Below are 17,451 nucleotides of genomic sequence, written 5' to 3' on the forward strand. Positions count from 1 at the left end.
AACGCATGTTTCCGAGCCCCGTTCACCCGAGCGGGGCTCTTGTTTCTAAAGACGTATGGGATGGGAGGTACAGAGACCATGGCCGAGCAACTGTCGCTGTTTGGTTCGCCGGAACCTAAGGAAGCTCCGAAGTCCACGGCCCCTGCCGCCGCCCCGGCGCAGCCCGAGCCCGCACCCGAACCCGTCTCCGCCTACGCGAGCGTGGTCCTCGACATCCCGACCCGTGCGCTCTCCGAGCCATTCGACTACGGCATCCCGCAGTCCCTTGCCAACGATGCCCAGATCGGGTCCACGGTCCTGGTCCACTTTGGCAACCGTGCGGCCGCGGGCTATATCGTCGATATCGCGCCCGAGCTGGGCGACCTGCAAGGCAACGACGCTCTCGACCCCTTGCGCATCAAGCCCATCGAGGCCATCCTCAGCAAGCCGCTCTTTACCGCCGAGGCTGCACGCATTGCGCGCTGGATGAGCCACGAGTACGTCGCGACGCTTTCCGAGTGCCTGCGTCTGTTCTTGCCTCCGGGCGGCAGTCCGCGTGTCGTGAAGGGCGATGACGGCGTGTGGACCGTTGAGCGCCCCGCCGTAAAACCCATCCAAAACCGTTGGGTCATGCTCACGCCCGAGGGTTTCGACTACACGCCGCCCAAGACAGCGGTCCGTCAGCGTCAGCTCATCGACGCGCTCCAATGCGGCCCGGTCACGACGCGCGACCTCAACTTGCTCTACAACAGCATGTCGGCGACCATTAAAGCGCTCGAAAAACGCGGCGTCGTGGTGGTGGAGGAGCGCCGCGCCTGGCGTGGGTGTAGCGAGCAGACCACGTTGTCCTCGGCAAGCGGCAAGGCGCCGGTCTCTCTCACCAACAGCCAGCAGCAGGCGCTCGCGCAGATTGAACGCGCCCGCCTTGATGCCCATGGCGACGTGGTCCTTGTCGATGGCGTCACCGGTTCCGGCAAAACCGAGGTTTACCTCTCGGCGATTGAGCGCGTGCTGGCGGCCGGCCGTTCGGCCTGCGTACTCGTGCCCGAGATCTCGCTGACGGCCCAGACCGTCGGCCGCTTCCGCTCGCGCTTTGGCGAGACGGTCGCGGTCTTCCACTCGCGTCTTTCGGCCGGCGAGCGTCTGGACCAGTGGGATATGGTCGCCAGCGGTGCCGCGCGCGTGGTCGTGGGCGCCCGCTCGGCGCTCTTTTGCCCGCTCAGCGATCTTGGCCTCATCATCATCGACGAGGAGCACGAGACCAGCTACAAGCAGGGCTCCAGCCCGCGCTACCATGCGCGCGAGGTGGCTGCCGAGATGGCGCACCGCTATCGGTGCCCGCTCGTGTTGGGCTCCGCCACGCCCTCGGCCGAGGCTCTCGACCGCTGTCGCCGCGGTATGTACAACGGTGCCACCTGGACGCGTGTCGAGATGCCCGAGCGCCCGGGACATGCCGTGCTGCCCACGGTCCGCATTGCCGACCTGCGCCGCGAGTTCGCGCACGGCAGCCGCTCCATGTTCTCAAAACCGCTGATGGAAGGCTTGGAACGCGTGGTCGAGCGCCGCGAGAAGGCCGTACTGCTGCACAACCGCCGAGGTTTTGCGCCGTTTTTGATGTGCCGTGAGTGCGGCTGCGTCCCCACCTGCAACCACTGTTCTACCGCGCTCACGTACCACGAGCGCACGCACACACTGCAGTGCCACACCTGCGGATCGTCCTGGCGCGTGCAGCCCTATCCGGCGCCCACGAGTCGTTGTCCCAAGTGCGGCAGCCGCTACCTGGCAAAAATGGGGCTGGGTACGCAGCAGATCGAGGACGCTCTACACCAGATGCTGCCCGACGACGTCGCCATCATTCGTATGGACGCCGATTCCACACGCGGCAAGGATGCGCACAAAAAACTACTCGAGCAGTTCGATGCCGCCGATTGCGCGGTGTTGCTGGGTACCCAGATGATTGCCAAGGGCCTCGATTTTCCCGAGGTCACGCTTGTGGGCGTGGTCAATGCCGACTTTGCGTTAAAGCTGCCCGATTTTAGGGCGGGGGAGCGCGCCTACGATTTGCTGGAACAGGTCGCCGGCCGCGCCGGTCGCGGCGATCGTCCCGGCGAGGTTATCATCCAGACGTATCTGCCCGAGGACCCGGTCATTCGCGCCGTCGCCGAGCACGACCGCTCGATCTTTACCGACTACGACCTGGACCAGCGGCGAGACGCGCTGTACCCGCCTTTCGTGCGTCTTGTCAACATCTTGGTGTGGTCGGCGAATCGTGATAATGCGCAGGACTACATTGGGCGCATCGCAAAGCTTCTCAAGCGCCGCTGGCATGCCGCCGCGCCCGACTTTTTGCGAGCGGGAAGCGCCGTGCCCCAGGTGCTGGGCCCGGCTTCGTGTGTAATCGAGAGAGCCAAAGACCGTTATCGCTTCCATCTGCTTGTAAAGTCGCCGGTAGGGTACCATGTCTCTGATGATATCGACGCCTGCCTCAAAGAGGTGGGCTCCGTGCGCGGCGTGAGCGTGAGCGTTGACGTCGACGCTTATGATTTGATGTAACAACCCGAAAGGATTGCCATGGAAGCCAACGGAATCGTATTGTCGCCCGACCCTCGTTTGCGCCAGGAGTGCGCCGTTATCGAGGAGATCACCCCGGCGATTGAGGCGCTTGCCGAGAAGATGAAGAAGATGATGTTCGACAACGGCGGTTGCGGCCTGGCCGCCCCGCAGATCGGCGAGCTCATCCAGCTCGTCACCATCGACTGCGACTACACCGACAAGAACGACTATGACCCGTACGTGCTCATCAACCCTGTCATTGTTGAGCAGAGTGACCATCTGGTGCCGTTTAGCGAGGGCTGCCTGTCTATCCCTGGCATTAGCTGCGAGATCGAGCGCCCCGACCATGTCGTTGTCGAGGCATACGATCTGGACGCCAACCTGATTCGCTATGAGGCCTCGGGCGACCTGTTCTGCGTGTGCCTGCAACACGAGATCGATCACTTGCACGGCAACACCATGTTCGAGCGACTCAAGCCGATGCAGCGCATCAAGGCCGTCAAGGAGTACCAGGACGCCCTGGCCCGCGGCGCTCGACCGGGCGAGACGGAGTAGGTCCCACCGTCCCCTTCCGCCGCAGGGCTTAGGTTTTGCTCCATGCTCAAACAGTCCTGCTCGCACGAAGAGCACATTAAGTGCTCTTCGGCTCGTGCGGAACTGCGCGTGGAGCAACAACCTAAGCCCTGCGGCGGAAGGGGACTGCGTTTTCGTGCTCCTTTTCGCCCGGGTGCCGTCGGGCCAGGGATGGGCGTCTTCGCTGATAATTGCTTTGTCGGAAGAGCTGCTTTTATTGCGGCTCTTTCTTTGGTTTTGGGTATATTTGTTCTTGTTGAAATGTTATTGCGGATGGGCTGGCCACTTGGCTTTCCGCTGTTATTTGTAGCCGTCTCGGTTTTATTTGAGGGGAGACGTTCTTTATGCGTATTGTGTTTATGGGTACGCCCGATTTCGCGGTGCCGTCGCTGACTTCGCTTGTTGAGGCTGGGAATGAGATTACGTTGGTAATTACGCGTCCCGATGCTGTTCGCGGGCGTGGTAAAAAGCTGGAGCCGTCTCCTGTTAAGGCCAAGGCGCTTGAGCTTGGTCTGCCCGTTGTTGAGGCAAATCGTATGACGCCGGATGTTATTGATCGCCTTAAGGCTGCTGATGCCGATATTTTCTGTGTGGCTGCCTATGGCTGTATTTTGCCCGATGAGGTGCTGCATATGGCGCCGCTCGGTATTGTGAATGTTCATGCTTCGCTGCTGCCGCGTTGGCGTGGCGCTGCTCCCATTCAGCGTGCCATTCTTGCTGGTGACGAGGTTGCTGGCGTTTCCATTATGCGCATTGGGCATGGCGTGGATACGGGCGCTTATTGCGCGCAGGTGTCGACCTCGGTTGCCGGTAAACATGCCGAGGCACTGACCATGGAGCTTGGTGAGCTGGGCGGTAAGTTGCTTGCCGATACGCTTCCCTCGCTTGCCGATGGCTCGGCTGTTTGGACTGAGCAGGATGAGTCGCTTGTCACGCATGCTGCCAAGATTTCCAAGCAGGAGATGCGTCTGGATCCGCGGATGGGGGCGCTTGATTGCGTGCGTCATGTGCTTGCCTCTTCCGACACCGCTCCCGCTCGCTGCGTGATTGCCGGCAAGACCGTGCGCGTGCTCGATGCCGCGCCGGCAGATGTATCGCTTGGCGAGGGGCTCGTCGCTGTTCAGGCCAAGCGCGTCTACCTGGGCCTGTCCGATGGCGCGGTCGAACTGCTTGAGGTTAAGCCCGATGGTAAGCGTGCTATGGCTGCTTCTGCCTGGGCTGCCGGCCTGCAGGGTGCGGATCTTTCGTGGGGTGTTTTGTCATGAGTAAGCTTTCCCCCGCGCGCAAGCTCGCGCTTGATGTTTTGATGGAGGCCGATCGCCGCGGCATGTACGCGCGCGACGTGCTCTCGTCCCGCGCCTCGGCCAAGGCCATTGACCAGCGCGATTCTGCTTTCGCCGCTCGTTTGGCACTGGGCGTTGCAGCCACCCAGGGCATTTTGGATGAGCTGCTCGACCAGTTTCTCGATAAGCCCAAAAAGGTCGCGCCTCGTGTGCGCATGGCACTTCGTATTTCGGCCTTCGAGATGCTCTACCTGCATACCCCGGGTCGCGTTGCGGTGAGTCAGGGCGTTGAGCTCGTGCGCAGCGGTGCTAAGTCTGCCGCCGGTCTGGCGAACGCCGTGCTGCATAAGGTTGCGGACAACGTCGAGGACTTTGCCACTGCGGCAGATGCCGATGAGTCCGAGCGCCGTTTGGTTCGCCTATCTCGCCTGATGGGCATGCCGCGCTGGCTGTGCGCTCGCATTATGGCGTCGTTCGATACACCCGAGGGCGCGCTCGGCTTTGCCGGCAATCTGGCGCCCGCGCCGCTGGCTTTGCACGAGAATGCCTTTGCAACCAAACCCGATCTGTACATTTCGCAGCTTGTGGCACCCGTGTTCCCGGGTTGCCATGCGCCGGTCGACGCGCAGGCCACGGTTGCGTCGGGTGTGTTTGAGCGCGCAGCTGCCGTGGCCTCGGACCTTAACGCCCAGCTCATCGCTACCGCGGCGACCCGTCCCGGGCGTTGTCTAGAGATTGGCGCCGGTCGTGGCACCAAGACCTATGTGATGATGTGCCAGGCCAAGCGTGCCGGTTACGACCGTCAGCACACCGCACTCGATTTGCACGACCGCAAGTGCGATCAGAATCTCGCACGTCTGCATAAGGCGGGTATTACGGGTGTTCGTACGGTGTCGGGCGATGCCTGCGAGCTCAATGAGGTGCTCACGTCCTTTGACGCGATGCTTGGCGAGCCTGCCCTGTTCGACACGGTGTTTATCGATGCTCCGTGCTCGGGCACCGGCACCATGCGCCGTCATCCCGAGATACCGTGGCGTCTTGCCGAGGGCGACGTTACGACTGAGTTGCCCCGCCTGCAGCTGACGATGCTCAAGGAAGCAGCCGCGCGCGTGGCTGCCGGCGGTGAGCTTATCTATGCCACCTGCTCGGTCTTCGACGAGGAGAACACGCAGGTCGTTGATGCCTTCCTAGCCTCTCCCGAGGGCGCCGGCTTTACCGTGATGCCGCTTTCCGAAGCCCAGATTTTGCAGCTCCCTGAGTACGACCATGCCAAGAGCCTCGTCACCCTGCGCCAAAACGCTCGAGGCCTCTTCCAGAGCGTCCCCGCAAACGCCGACTCCTACGACGGCCACTTCTGCGCCAGACTGGTCCGCAAGTAAAACGGATTCCAAGGGTAGCTAATTTGGGACGGGGCTTTTTTAGCTGCCCTGGCCGCCAGTCGGCCAAACATTTGCGTTATCAGCTGGGGCAGCTAAAAAAGCCCCGTCCCAAATTAGCTAAAGAGTGGGAAAAATAGCCCCGTTTCATACTTGCTGCCATCAAAAGTAGAGCGGATTACGGGGCAAGATTGGTGATGCCTGACCACAGCAAAAATGGCCTAAATAAAACCGCAGGTAGATGGTTTGTTGAAATTTGCAAATTACCGGAATGGATAGAGGTTGCCAATTCGGCCCCGTAATCCGGCAGGGTTTTGAAATGTTACAAACTTAGCATCAGCCCGAAATCCGATCTAAAGAAAAGTTGCGGTGAAATGGATCCTGTTTGGCCGTTGAAAGGGCTGATTCAGGAACTATTTCACCGCAACTCATCAGGAAGCCTGGGTGTCGGGACCGCTTGTCGCTAGTGGTTATGTGGGCAGTCGGCGCAGCAGCCACTGGTGGCGCTGGTGCTGGACCCGCCACTGCGCTGGTCGGTGTTGTAGAAACCGCTGCCGTCGAACTTAATGCCGCTGGCCGAGAACGTCTTGGATGCCGGGGCGCCGCAGCTGGGGCATACAACCTCGGGAGTCTCGGACATGGGGTGCTCAACCTCAAAAACGTTGCCGCAGCTCGTGCACTTATATTCGTAGCGTGCCATAATACTTCCTTTTCAGCACAAAGCGGGCAGATCGCTCTGCCCGCAAAAATTCAAACGTTTGTAACTGTACCCTATATCGGGGGTTTTATCACGCTTCGCCCCAGAATCTATGGGTGCTGCGCAGGAGCTTCGCAGTTTTCTCTTCGGCCTCCGCAATGTCTGCCTCTTGTGCCTGCCACGTCCAGTTGCCTGTGGCTACTCCCGGCACGTTCATACGTGCGTCGTCCCCCAGCCCCAGCACATCCTGCAGCGGCATCATCACCAGGGGGGCGTCGCTTGCGAGCGCGTCGCCCATCAGCTTGGCCGCCATCTCAGCACCGCTCGGCTCGTCGCCGCCTGCAAAGGAGCGCGTGCACCAGCCAGCGAGCGTCGAAGTGTCGTGCGTCGAGGTGTACAGGATTTTGCCCGGCGTGGGATGAATTCCGCAGCGAACGTCGTAGTCACTAAACTCCAGTACGTCCATGCCGGGAAAACCGCAGGTCGAAGCCATAGCGCGAACGCCAGGCGTCAGATAGCCCAGATCCTCGGCAATAAAATTGAGCGGACCCAGCTCGTCGTAGGCGGTCTGGAACAGGTCCTTGCCCGGACCAGCAAGCCAGCGGCCGTCGGCACAGGCTTTGCCAGCGGGAATGCTAAAGTAGTTGTGGAAGCCCAGGAAGTGGTCCAGGCGCACGCGGTCGTAGAGCGCGAACGCTCGGCGCAGGCGATCGAGCCACCAGCGATAGCCGCTCTCCTTCATGTGATCCCAGCGGAAGGTGGGGTTGCCCCACACCTGACCTTCGGGCGCAAAGTTGTCGGGCGGCGCACCGGAGATCTCGATTGCCTTGCCGGTATCGGACAGCCAGAAGTTCTCGGGCTCGCTCCACGCATCTGCCGAATCGTCCGACACATACATCGGGATATCGCCGATGACCTCGATGCCCTTCTTGTGCGCATAGTTCATGAGCTCGCACCAGGCAAGGTCAAAGCGGTACTGCATGTACGCCTGAAGCTCGGCCTCGTCGTGGAAGCGCTTGTCGTCGATCAGATGCTCGTTGTAGCGCGCGACATCTGCCGGCCAATTGTGGCGCGACTCGCCCTTAAAGTATTTCTTAACGGCCATGTAGACGCAGTACTTCTCGAGCCAATCGGCATTGCGATGTTTAAACGCGGTGTACAGCGGGTCGGCATCTTCGCCGCCGTGGGCCTTCCAAGAAGCGAAGTCGGCGGCCAGCTCCTCGTGACTCTCGGGCAGCAGGTCGATGTTACCCGCAAAAGCCGAGGGTCCGGCATAGGGGGAGCGGAAGAAATCCGTCGGGTTGACGGGCAGGACCTGCCAGTAGCGCATGCCCATGGCGGCCAGGTGGTCGATAAAGCGGCGCGTGGGTGCGCCGATCGTACCCGGCTTGCCATCGTCAGTCGGCACCGAGGTGATGTGGCACACGACGCCCGCGCCATGATCGAGCGGCTCCTGCAGGCGCCTCTCGGCATGGTGATAGATGATCGAAGAGCCCAGCGGGTACAGGTCGAGCGTAACCGTGCCGTTGTGGATCTCGCACTCGTGACCGCTGATCACGTCGCTCGCACATTCGCCGAGTGCCGGAATCGTCACGCGGTGCGAATTGCGCAGGCTGCGATTAACGATAACAGTCGCAGCCTCGCCGTCTTTGCCCGTGCGGGTGTAGGCTAGGACGTCGTCGTTAAGCGCGAAGGCCTTGATCTCGCCGTCAACCATAAACGGCAACGCGCGGCGCAGGGCGGATGCGTTCTTCACGATGGCCAACGTATCGAAATCGTGGAGCTGGTCCTTTGTCGGCAGGGTACGGCGGTTGCCCGGATCGGTGAGGCCCTCCAGGCCGTACTCATCGCCATAATAGATCGAGGGCACGCCGGGGAAGGTCATCTGCATGAGCGTCGCCAACCAAAAGCGCCTCTTGGCCAGGTCCATGGAGTTCTCGTCCAAGCGCCATTTGCTACGCTCGCTCTCGGGTAGCTGCGACTCGTCGGGACCACCGCCGAGCACCGAGATAATGCGCGGACGGTCGTGGCTCGAAAGCAGATTGAGCGCGCAGGCCAGTGCCTCGCGCGGGTAGTTCTCGCGCAGTGTCTCAATGTCCTCGGCAGCCTGATAGGCGTCCTTGTAGCCCATCAAAAAGCCGATGACCATGTCGCGGAAGGGGTAGTCCATGGCGGAATCGAGTTCGGAGCCCTGCAGATAACGGCGCAGATGGCCATAGCTGATCTTGTTAGAGGCGTCCTCCCAGACTTCGCCGAGCAGCAACGCATCGGGCTTCTCTTCGAGCACGGCGGCCTTGATATCGGCCAGGAAGTCATCGGAAAGCTCGTCGGCCACATCGAGTCGCCAGCCGTGGGCACCGGCGCGCAGACACTTGCGAATGACGCCGTCCTTGCCCAGAAGCTTTTTGCGCACGAGCTCGGAATTCTCGTTGAGGGCGGGCATGTTGCTCACGCCCCACCAGCAGTCATACGAACCGTCCTCGTGGAAGGTAAACGCATCGCGCCACGGGGAGTCCTCGCTCTGCCACGCGCCGACGCCGGGATAGTTGCCGTAGCGGTTAAAGTAGATCGAGTCGTCGCCCGTATGGTTGAAGACGCCGTCCAGGATGATGGAAATGCCGAGCTTCTCGGCCGCCTCGCATAGCTCCGTAAAGTCCTGCTCGGTTCCCAGAATCGGGTCGATCTTGGTGTAATCGGCCGTGTCGTAGCGGTGGTTGCTCGCGGCCTCAAAGATCGGGTTGAGGTAGATGGCCGTAAAGCCCAGCTCGGCAATGCGGGGCAGGTCATTTTGGATACCCTTGAGCGAGCCGCCGTAAAAATCCCAGGTCTTGATGGATCCGTCCTCGGCACGCTCGTACACGGGCGGCTCGTTCCAGTCCTCGACCATGCGACGCTGGATTCCCTTACGCGGTTTTTCGACCTCGGCCAGCGTGCGTTCGCGCCAGTTTTCGTCGCGGGCGTAGCGGTCGGGGAAGATCTGGTAGACCATGCCGTGCTCGTACCAGGTGGGACGGTTCTCGCGGTGCTTGTAGACGGTAATCTGGAAGGACGGAACCTCGGCGTAGTCGTATACAACGCCCTCGCCGCCGGTGCGACCCTGCGGCGCACCCAAGCGGACCTCGGACTGGCCTTCGATATTGCATATAAAGCTGTACCATACAAGACAGGGCTCGGCGCAGTTGAGCTCACCGGTAAAGATGCCATCGCCCTTGTGCTCCATGGGGATTAAGGTCTCTCCGATGCCGTCGACCCAGGTGCGCAGGGTGAGCGTTGCCTGGTTGGGGTCGGCATCCTCCAAAATCACCGAAAGCGAAACGGAAGTTCCAGTGGTCACAGCGCCAAAAGGAGTGCGAAACTGCGTCAGGCGGCTGTTGTGTATCAATCTCATAGTACGGTCCAGTTCTATACAATCATGGCCAGCGGGTCATGGGCTTAACGCACAGTGCATAAGTATATCCGTTGCACTTTAGTTGTATAAACTACAGTCGCTCACTATCGGCGAACGGTTGTCCTAGAAAATCGTTTTACCAACTATCTACAGAGAAGGGGCGCCCGGTTGGAGCGCCCCTTGTTTAGGGTTTTTATTAGGTTTTAGATCGTCTGTGGGCTAGCGGCGCTTGCGGGTGGCCGTTGCCTTGCGGACGGAGGTCTTCTTGGTCGGAGCCTTTTCCTCGGCTGGAGCGGCGGGGGAGACCGGGGCCTTCTTGGCGGGTTCGGTCTTTACCGTAGCCTTTGGAGCGGTCTTGACCTCAGCGGCCTTCGGTTCCGGCTCGGCCTTTACTGCGGGTTTGTCCTTGGCATTAGCCTCTGCCTTGGGAGCGGCTGTCTTGGTCGTAGCCTTTTTGGCCGTTGTCGTGGCGCGCTTGCGTGTGGTGGTCTTGGCGGCCGGCTTTGCCTCGGCAGCTGCCTCGGCCTTGGGCTCGGAGGGCGCCTCCTCGACCTTGACGGCGGGCTTTGCAGCAGCCTTCGGGGCCGTCTTCGCGGCGGCCTTCGTCATAGCAGCCTTGGTCGCCGGCGACTTCGTAGCCGTGGCCTTCTTGGCGGTCGCGGTCTTGGTTGCGGTCTTGGTCGCGGTCGTCTTCTTGGCAGCGGTCTTGGCCGGAGCCTTTGCCGCGGTCTTAGCCTCGGCAGTGGTAGCCTCAGCGGTGGCCTCGGCCTTTACCTCGGGAGCGGCCTCGGCTTCGACGGCCTTCTTGGCAGTGGCGGTCGTACGCTTACGCGTGGTGGTTGCCTTGGCAGCGGTGGTCTTGCTCGTAGCGGCCTTCGTGGTCGTGGCCTTCTTAGCCGTCGTCTTGCGGGTCGTCGTCTTCTTGGCGGCAGGCTTCGCCGTGGGCTTTACCTCGCCGTCGTCAGCCGGCTTCTCCTTGGCCTTGGGCTCCTCGGCAGCAGCGGGCTTCTTAACGGGTGCCGCAGGCTCGGCCTCGGCAGCAACCGGCTCCTTAACGGGTGCCGCAGGCTCGGCCTCCACTGCCACCGGCTCCTCCACAGCCGCAGCAGCCTCCACCGCCACCGGCTCCTCCACAGCCGCAGCAGCCTCCAATGCCACCGGCCTCTCAATCTCCGGGTGCATAAAGAAGTACAGGTCCAGATACTTATCGGCCGAACGTGTCCAGCTAAAGTCCTGGCTCATGGCCTGCGTGACCAGCTGATTCCAGGCCTCGCGGTTATCCCAGAACAGGCGAGCCGCGCGGAACACCGCGTCGCCCATCTCGTCGCCGTTAAAGTGACTAAATGAGAAGCCCGTGCCCTCGCCGGTAAACTCGTTGTACGGTTGCACGGTGTCCTTCAGGCCACCGGTCTCGCGCACAATGGGCAGGGTGCCGTAGCGCATGGCGATGATCTGCGACAGGCCACAGGGCTCAAACTTCGAGGGCATCAGGAACATATCGGCGGCGGCGTACATGCGCTGCGAAAGCGCCGGGTCAAACTCGATACGCGCCGCCATGGTGCCGGGGTATTTGCCCTGGAAGTAGCGAAGGCCGTCCTCGTAGTCGCGGTCGCCGGTACCCAGCACGGCCACCTGAACGCCACCGGACAGGATGCGGTCGAGCGCGTACATGACCAGGTCCATGCCCTTCTGTCGCGTCAGGCGCGTGACCATCACCATAAGCGGGCGGTCGTCGCGAATCTCGAGCCCCAGCTCCTCCTGCAGCTTGGCCTTGCATACGGCCTTCCCCGCGCGGTCATCAACCGTGTAGTTGGCGGCAATGCGCTTGTCGGTCGCCGGATCAAAACCCACAACGTCAATGCCGTTGAGGATGCCCTGCAGAGCGTACGAACGCTCGCGCAGCACGCCGTCCAGGCCCTCGCCAAACTCGGGCGTCTGGATCTCGCCCGCATAGGTGGGGCTCACCGTGGTGATGGCATCGGCATAGTGCAGCGCGCCCAGCATATAGTTAATGCTGCAGGCGTCACAGCGCAACTGCGTGGCGGCTGCCGGAATATGCGCCATACCCAGTATGTCTTCCATCACGGTGTCGCTAAACTGGCCCTGGAACGCCACATTGTGGATCGAGAACACGGTCTTGACGCGGTCGTACAGCGGCAGCCCTTGGTAGAACTCTCGCAAGAACACGGGCGCCAGCGCCGTCTGCCAGTCGTTGCAGTGCAGGATGTCGCACTCAAAGCCTTCAGGTAGGTGCTGCAGGCTCTCGGTGATGGCCTTGGAGAAAAACGCGAAGCGCTCGCCGTCGTCAAAGAAGCCGTAGGGATAGTCGCGCGCAAAGTAGTGCTCGTTGTCCACGAACATATAGGTGACGCCGTCGTGCTCGAGCTTCTCCAACCCGCAGTACTCGTTGCGCCAGCTCAGGCTCACGTAAAAGTCGGCAAAGTGCTCCATCTGCGCCTTGTACTCGTCCTTGATGGTGGCGTACTTGGGCACCATCACAATGACTTCGGCGCCAGCGCGCACGAGTGCCGCAGGCAGCGAGCCCGCCACGTCACCCAGGCCGCCGGTCTTAACAAACGGCGCGCACTCGGCCGAGGCAAACACGATCTGCATCTTTTTGCTGGTTTGTGCCATTATGTCTCCCATGTTGCAATTCGAGAATAGTCGCCTGGCGCTAACCGGGCGACTATTCTACAAGTTACGTGCGATTATGTGGTGCCAACGTTAACGAGCGATGGTGGTATCGGAAGTTAACGGAGCCTTGCCCAGCACCAGGATGTTCTCGGGCGTACCGCGAAGCTCGGTGTTGGTGGGAACCACGTTGTTCTTGTCCAGGATGGCGTTCTCAACACGGGCGCCGCTCTTGATGATGCAGCTCTGGTTGATGATCGAGTTGGTCACCGAGGCGCCTTCCTCGATCACAACGCCGCGCGACAGGATCGAGTTGCGCACGGTGCCCTTGATGATGCAGCCGGCCGAGATGATCGAGTTGCAGGCGTGGCTGCCGGTCGCGTAACGCGAAGGCGGCACGTCGTGGGCCTTGGTCAGGATCGGGCGCTCGGGGTCAAAGAGCTGATCGGCCACGGTCTGGTCGAGCAGGTCCATGCTGCGACGGTACAGCGACTTCTCGCTAAACACGCCCACGACCTCGCCCTTGTACTTGTAGCTGCACACGTCGATGTTGCCAAAGTCGCCCTGGAGTGCCTCGAGCAGGTCCAGATAGTCGGCGGCCTGGTAGTGGTCGATGATCTCGAGCAGCGTCTCGCGGTTGACGATGCAGCAGTCCATAGAGGCGTTGTCGCCGTACGCGACGCCGGCGCTCACGCCCGTCAGGCGGCCGTTCTCGTTGATATCGAGCTTGGTCTCGTCTTCGATGTTGTGCGTGGCCTTGCAGTACACCACGGTCATCTGGGCACCGGATTTCTCGTGCGCCTCGATGATGGTGTTGAGGTCCATGTTAAAGATGACGTTGGTGCCCATCATCACAACATAGGGCTTGTCCGAGCGCTGGAACAGCGTCTTGTTGGAGATGATGTCGCGGAGCAAGAAGCGCATGCCGCCCTTGGTGGTGCCATACGCGTTGCCGGGCACCATGAACAGGCCGCCGTTCTTGCGGTCCAGGCCCCAGTCCTTGCCCGAGCCCACGTGGTCGATCAGCGAGCGGTAGTTGCCCGGCATGACAACGCCGACGGTCTTAATGCCGGCATTCATCATGTTGGACAGCGGAAAGTCGATCAGGCGGTAGCGGCCCAAAAACGGAATCGACGCGATGGGGCGATCCTTGAGCAGCACGCTGCCGTAGGTCGAAGAGTAGTTAGCGGTGATATAGCCGATGGCCTTGCGATTGATCATCGGATCATTCCCCCTTCCCGACAACGACGTCATTTCCAACGACGGCCGTATCCTTGGTGGTATCGACAGAGCCGAGCTTCACGCCCTCTTCGACCGTGGAGTTCTCGCCCAAAATAGCGCGGCAAATGTGCGCGCCGCTCTTAACGTGCGCACCCGGCAGCAGCACGGAGTCCTCGACCACGGCGCGCTCCTCGATGATGACATCGGTCGAAAGGATCGAGTGGCGAGCGGTGCCGTAGATCTTGCAGCCATTGGAGACCAGGCAGTCGTCCAGGCGACCGTCCGGGCCAATGTAGTGCGGCGGACGCGTGGTGATGTTGGACATGATGGGGAAGCTCTTGTCAAACAGATCGAACTCGGGGTTGTTGCCCAGCAGGTCCATCGAGGTCTCGTGGAAGCTGGCGATGGTGCCAACATCCTTCCAAAAGCCGTGGAACTCGTAGCTGTACAGGCGCTTGTCCTCGCCGAGCAGCTTGGGGATGATGTCCTTGCCAAAGTCGTGGCTCGAGCGCTGGTCCAGAGCGTCCTCCTCGAGCGCCTTGATCAGCACGTCGGCCGAGAAGATGTAGATGCCCATGGACGCGAGGTTCGAATCGGGCTTCTCGGGCTTCTCCGTGAACTTGGTGATGCGGCCGTCCTCGGGGTCGGTGGTCAGGATGCCAAAGCGGCTAGCCTCCTCCCACGGCACGGGCATAACGCTCACCGTGAGGTCGGCGTTGTTCTCAATGTGCGTCTTGAGCATCTTGCGGTAGTCCATGCGATACAGATGATCGCCCGAAAGAATCAGGACGTACTTGGGGTCGTTGGACTTGATGTAGTCGAGGTTCTGCGTGATGGCGTCGGCCGTGCCCGCATACCACGCGCCACCGGTTTGCGTCTCGTACGGCGGCAGGATCGAAACGCCACCGTCGCGGCTGTCCAGATCCCACGCCTCGCCAGAGCCAACGTAGGCATGCAGCAGGTAGGGACGATACTGCGTCAGAACGCCCACCGTGTCGATGCCCGAATTGGAGCAGTTGGACAGCGAAAAGTCGATAATGCGGAACTTGCCACCAAAGCTAACCGCCGGTTTAGCGATCTTTTGGGTGAGTGCCCCCAATCGGCTTCCTTGTCCTCCTGCGAGGAGCATCGCGATGCATTCTTTCTTACTCATCGATTTCTCCTTCTGTCATCGATGTTCCTAAACCCATTAGCGACGGGCGCGGCGCTCGGTCGCGCCCGTCGAGTAATGCCGTGCGGCAAAGGGAACTCGCGGCCTTTAAGCGTGCCAGATCTCGTCGCGGTACTCGCGAATGGTGCGGTCGCTCGAGAACCAGCCGCTCGAGGCGGTGTTGAGCAGCGCCTTGCGGTTCCAGGTCTCCTGGTCGCCATAGCTGCCCGTGAGCTTCTCCCATGCATCTACGTAGCTGCGGAAGTCTGCCATGACCAGGTCGGGGTCGTTGTTGTTCATAAGCTCGTTGTAGATGCTCTCAAAGTTGCCCGAAAGGCCGGCAAACGTGTTGTCCTTGAGCTCATCCATCACGCGGCCCAGACGTTCGCGATCATTGTTGAGCGTATCCCACGCAAAGTAGCTGTTCGATGCCCAGAGCTGCTCGACCTCGGGAGCCGTCAGGCCAAAGATCGCCTCGTTCTCGCGGCCGGCCAAATCGGCGATTTCGATGTTGGCGCCGTCGAGGGTGCCCAGTGTAATGGCGCCGTTCATCATGAGCTTCATGTTGGACGTGCCCGAGGCCTCCTTGCCAGCTGTGGATATCTGCTCCGAAATCTCGGCGGCAGGGTAGATGAGCTGTGCGTTGCTCACGCGGAAGTTAGGGATAAAGCAGACCTTCATGACTTCGTTGACGCGCGGGTCGTTGTTGATGACCTCGGCAACGGAGTTAATGAGGCGGATGGTCTCCTTGGCAAAGGTGTAGCTCGAGGCAGCCTTGCCGCTAAAGATAAAGGTCGTCGGTGTTACGTGGAAGTTGGGATTGGCGATGCGGCGGTTGTAGATGTCCATCACCTTCATGATGTTCATGAGCTGGCGCTTGTAGGCATGAAAACGCTTTACCTGAACATCGAAGACGGTGTTGGGGTCAATGACCAGACCGGTCTCTGCCTTAACGTAGGCAGCAAGGCGCTCCTTGTTGGCGCGCTTGGAGGCACCCACGGCCTTAAGGAACTCGGTGTCGTTCTGAAAACCTTTAAGTTTCTCAAGCTCAAAGGCGTCCTTCAGCCAGCCGTCGCCAATGGCCTCGGTCACGAGCTTGGCGTAGGTGGGGTTGGCCTCGGCAAAGAAGCGACGGTGCGAGATGCCGTTGGTCTTGTTGTTGAACTTCTCGGGCGTTAAGGCATAGAAGTCCTTGAGCACATTGTTCTTGATGATATCGGAGTGAATCTTGGCCACGCCGTTGACGCTGTGGCTGCAGATCACGGACAGGTTGGCCATGCGAACCTCGCCGTCCCATAGGATGGCGGTCTGGCGCAGACGCTCCTGCCAGCCCTCCTGCGTCGTATCGAACGACTCATGCCAACGACGGCTGATTTCGTCGATGATCTGGTACACACGGGGGAGGAGCTTGGAGAACGTGCCGATGGGCCACTTCTCCAGGGCCTCGGGCAGGATGGTGTGGTTGGTGTAGCTCACGACCTGCGTCACGATGTTCCAGGCGTCATCCCACTCGAGCTTCTTCTCGTCGATGAGGATGCGCATGAGCTCGGGGCCGCACATGGCGGGGTGCGTATCGTTGGTGTGGATGGCCACAAACTGCGGCAGCAGCTCCCAGTTCGCGCCGTGTTCCTTCTCAAAGGTGTCGAGCAGGCTATAGATACCGGCCGAGACAAACAGGTATTCCTGCTTTAGACGCAGCAGACGGCCGTGCTCGCCGGCGTCGTTGGGGTAGAGGATGGCGCTGATGGCCTCGGCCTCGGCGCGCTCGGCGTCGGCCAGGGCGTAGTCGCCGCGGTTGAAGGCCTCCAGATCGAAGTGCTCCTCGACCGGCTCAGCGGCCCAGACGCGCAGCTTGTTGACGGTCTCGCCGGTATAGCCCACCACGGGGATGTCATAAGGGACGGCCAGGATGTCCTGCGTGTCCACGGTTCGATAGAACGTGCGGCCGTTCTCCTCAAAGCCCTCGACGCGGCCACCAAACTTAATGGTCACGGCCTTGTCCTGACGACGGACCTCCCAGGGATAGCCGTTGGTGAGCCACTCGTCGGTGGTTTCGACCTGGCTGCCGTTGACGATCTCCTGTTTAAACAGGCCGTAGCGGTAGCGCATGCCGTTGCCGTAGCCGGCAATGCCCTCGGCTGCCATGGAATCCAGGAAGCATGCGGCCAGACGACCCAGGCCACCGTTGCCCAGCGCCGGATCGGGCTCCTGGCTCTCGATGACGGACAGGTCAAGGCCCATATCGTCGAGTGCCTCGGCGACCATGTCGCGCACGCCAAAGTTGAGCAGGTAGTTGTCGAGCAGGCGGCCGATCAAAAACTCGATCGAGAAGTAGTACACGCGCTTCTTGCCCTCGGCGGTGGCGCGGGCGTCGCTCTTGGTGGCAACGGTGCGCGCCTTCTCGGCCACGAGCTTGGCCAAGGCGTTAAAGCGATCCAGGTCGCTGGCGGCCTCGACGCTCTTGCCGCTAATGCTCATGACGGCATCGCGATAGAGCTCGGTAAACTCCTGCTTGTTGTCGAAGATCTTATTCATACGTTCCTTTCCCCCGGGGATGTTTCTCCCGGAACGGTTGTGACTTGTATCCTACGCCCCGCTGG

The 17,451-nt window shown here is 60.9% G+C and carries 10 protein-coding genes; 4 read left to right on the top strand and 6 right to left on the bottom strand.

Going from position 1 to position 17,451, the window contains the following annotated elements; translation table 11 throughout:
* The first annotated feature begins 60 nt into the window (after nt 1-60).
* From priA to ACQRAP_RS06120, 4 genes are all read left to right on the top strand, one after another.
* A complete protein-coding gene (gene priA, locus ACQRAP_RS06105; RefSeq protein ID WP_427795150.1) occupies nt 61-2,532 on the top strand; it encodes a replication restart helicase PriA in 2,472 nt (823 codons plus the stop codon).
* An 18-nt stretch (nt 2,533-2,550) separates the two neighbouring features.
* Entirely contained in the window at nt 2,551-3,087 is a 537-nt protein-coding gene (gene def / locus ACQRAP_RS06110) for a peptide deformylase (protein WP_118449363.1), read from the top strand.
* 362 nt (nt 3,088-3,449) lie between these two features.
* Nucleotides 3,450-4,370, top strand: a complete 921-nt coding sequence (gene fmt, locus ACQRAP_RS06115) for a methionyl-tRNA formyltransferase (RefSeq protein WP_427795152.1) — start codon at nt 3,450-3,452, stop codon at nt 4,368-4,370.
* On the top strand, nt 4,367-5,767 hold the full coding sequence (locus tag ACQRAP_RS06120) for an RsmB/NOP family class I SAM-dependent RNA methyltransferase (RefSeq protein WP_427795153.1): 1,401 nt from the start codon (nt 4,367-4,369) through the stop codon (nt 5,765-5,767). The genes fmt and ACQRAP_RS06120 overlap by 4 nt, the downstream gene beginning before the upstream one ends.
* Nucleotides 5,768-6,227: 460 nt before the next feature.
* On the opposite strand, the gene ACQRAP_RS06125 is transcribed toward ACQRAP_RS06120, so the two are convergent.
* The 6 genes from ACQRAP_RS06125 to ACQRAP_RS06150 all read right to left on the bottom strand — a co-directional run bounded on the left by ACQRAP_RS06125 (nt 6,228) and on the right by ACQRAP_RS06150 (nt 17,386).
* Complete coding sequence (locus ACQRAP_RS06125; RefSeq protein ID WP_154518065.1) at nt 6,228-6,464, bottom strand: FmdB family zinc ribbon protein; 237 nt, start codon at nt 6,462-6,464, stop codon at nt 6,228-6,230.
* Between the two features lie 88 nt (nt 6,465-6,552).
* A complete protein-coding gene (locus ACQRAP_RS06130; RefSeq protein ID WP_427795154.1) occupies nt 6,553-9,849 on the bottom strand; it encodes a 4-alpha-glucanotransferase in 3,297 nt (1,098 codons plus the stop codon).
* 219 nt (nt 9,850-10,068) lie between these two features.
* The gene (gene glgA / locus ACQRAP_RS06135; RefSeq protein ID WP_427795156.1) at nt 10,069-12,483 is read right to left on the bottom strand and encodes a glycogen synthase GlgA; all 2,415 of its coding nucleotides are present in this window, start codon (nt 12,481-12,483) and stop codon (nt 10,069-10,071) included.
* 90 nt (nt 12,484-12,573) lie between these two features.
* The gene (gene glgD / locus ACQRAP_RS06140; RefSeq protein WP_427747383.1) at nt 12,574-13,701 is read right to left on the bottom strand and encodes a glucose-1-phosphate adenylyltransferase subunit GlgD; all 1,128 of its coding nucleotides are present in this window, start codon (nt 13,699-13,701) and stop codon (nt 12,574-12,576) included.
* A 4-nt stretch (nt 13,702-13,705) separates the two neighbouring features.
* Nucleotides 13,706-14,854 carry a glucose-1-phosphate adenylyltransferase gene (locus ACQRAP_RS06145; protein ID WP_427795157.1) on the bottom strand — a complete coding sequence of 383 codons (1,149 nt, stop codon included), beginning with the start codon at nt 14,852-14,854 and terminating at the stop codon, nt 13,706-13,708.
* A gap of 105 nt (nt 14,855-14,959) precedes the next feature.
* Nucleotides 14,960-17,386, bottom strand: coding sequence for a glycogen/starch/alpha-glucan phosphorylase (locus tag ACQRAP_RS06150; protein WP_427729050.1), 2,427 nt, complete (start codon nt 17,384-17,386; stop codon nt 14,960-14,962).
* Nucleotides 17,387-17,451: the final 65 nt, after the last annotated feature.

The sequence above is a fragment of the Collinsella sp. SGI.180 genome, from assembly GCF_050313455.1.
GTDB lineage: Bacteria > Actinomycetota > Coriobacteriia > Coriobacteriales > Coriobacteriaceae > Collinsella.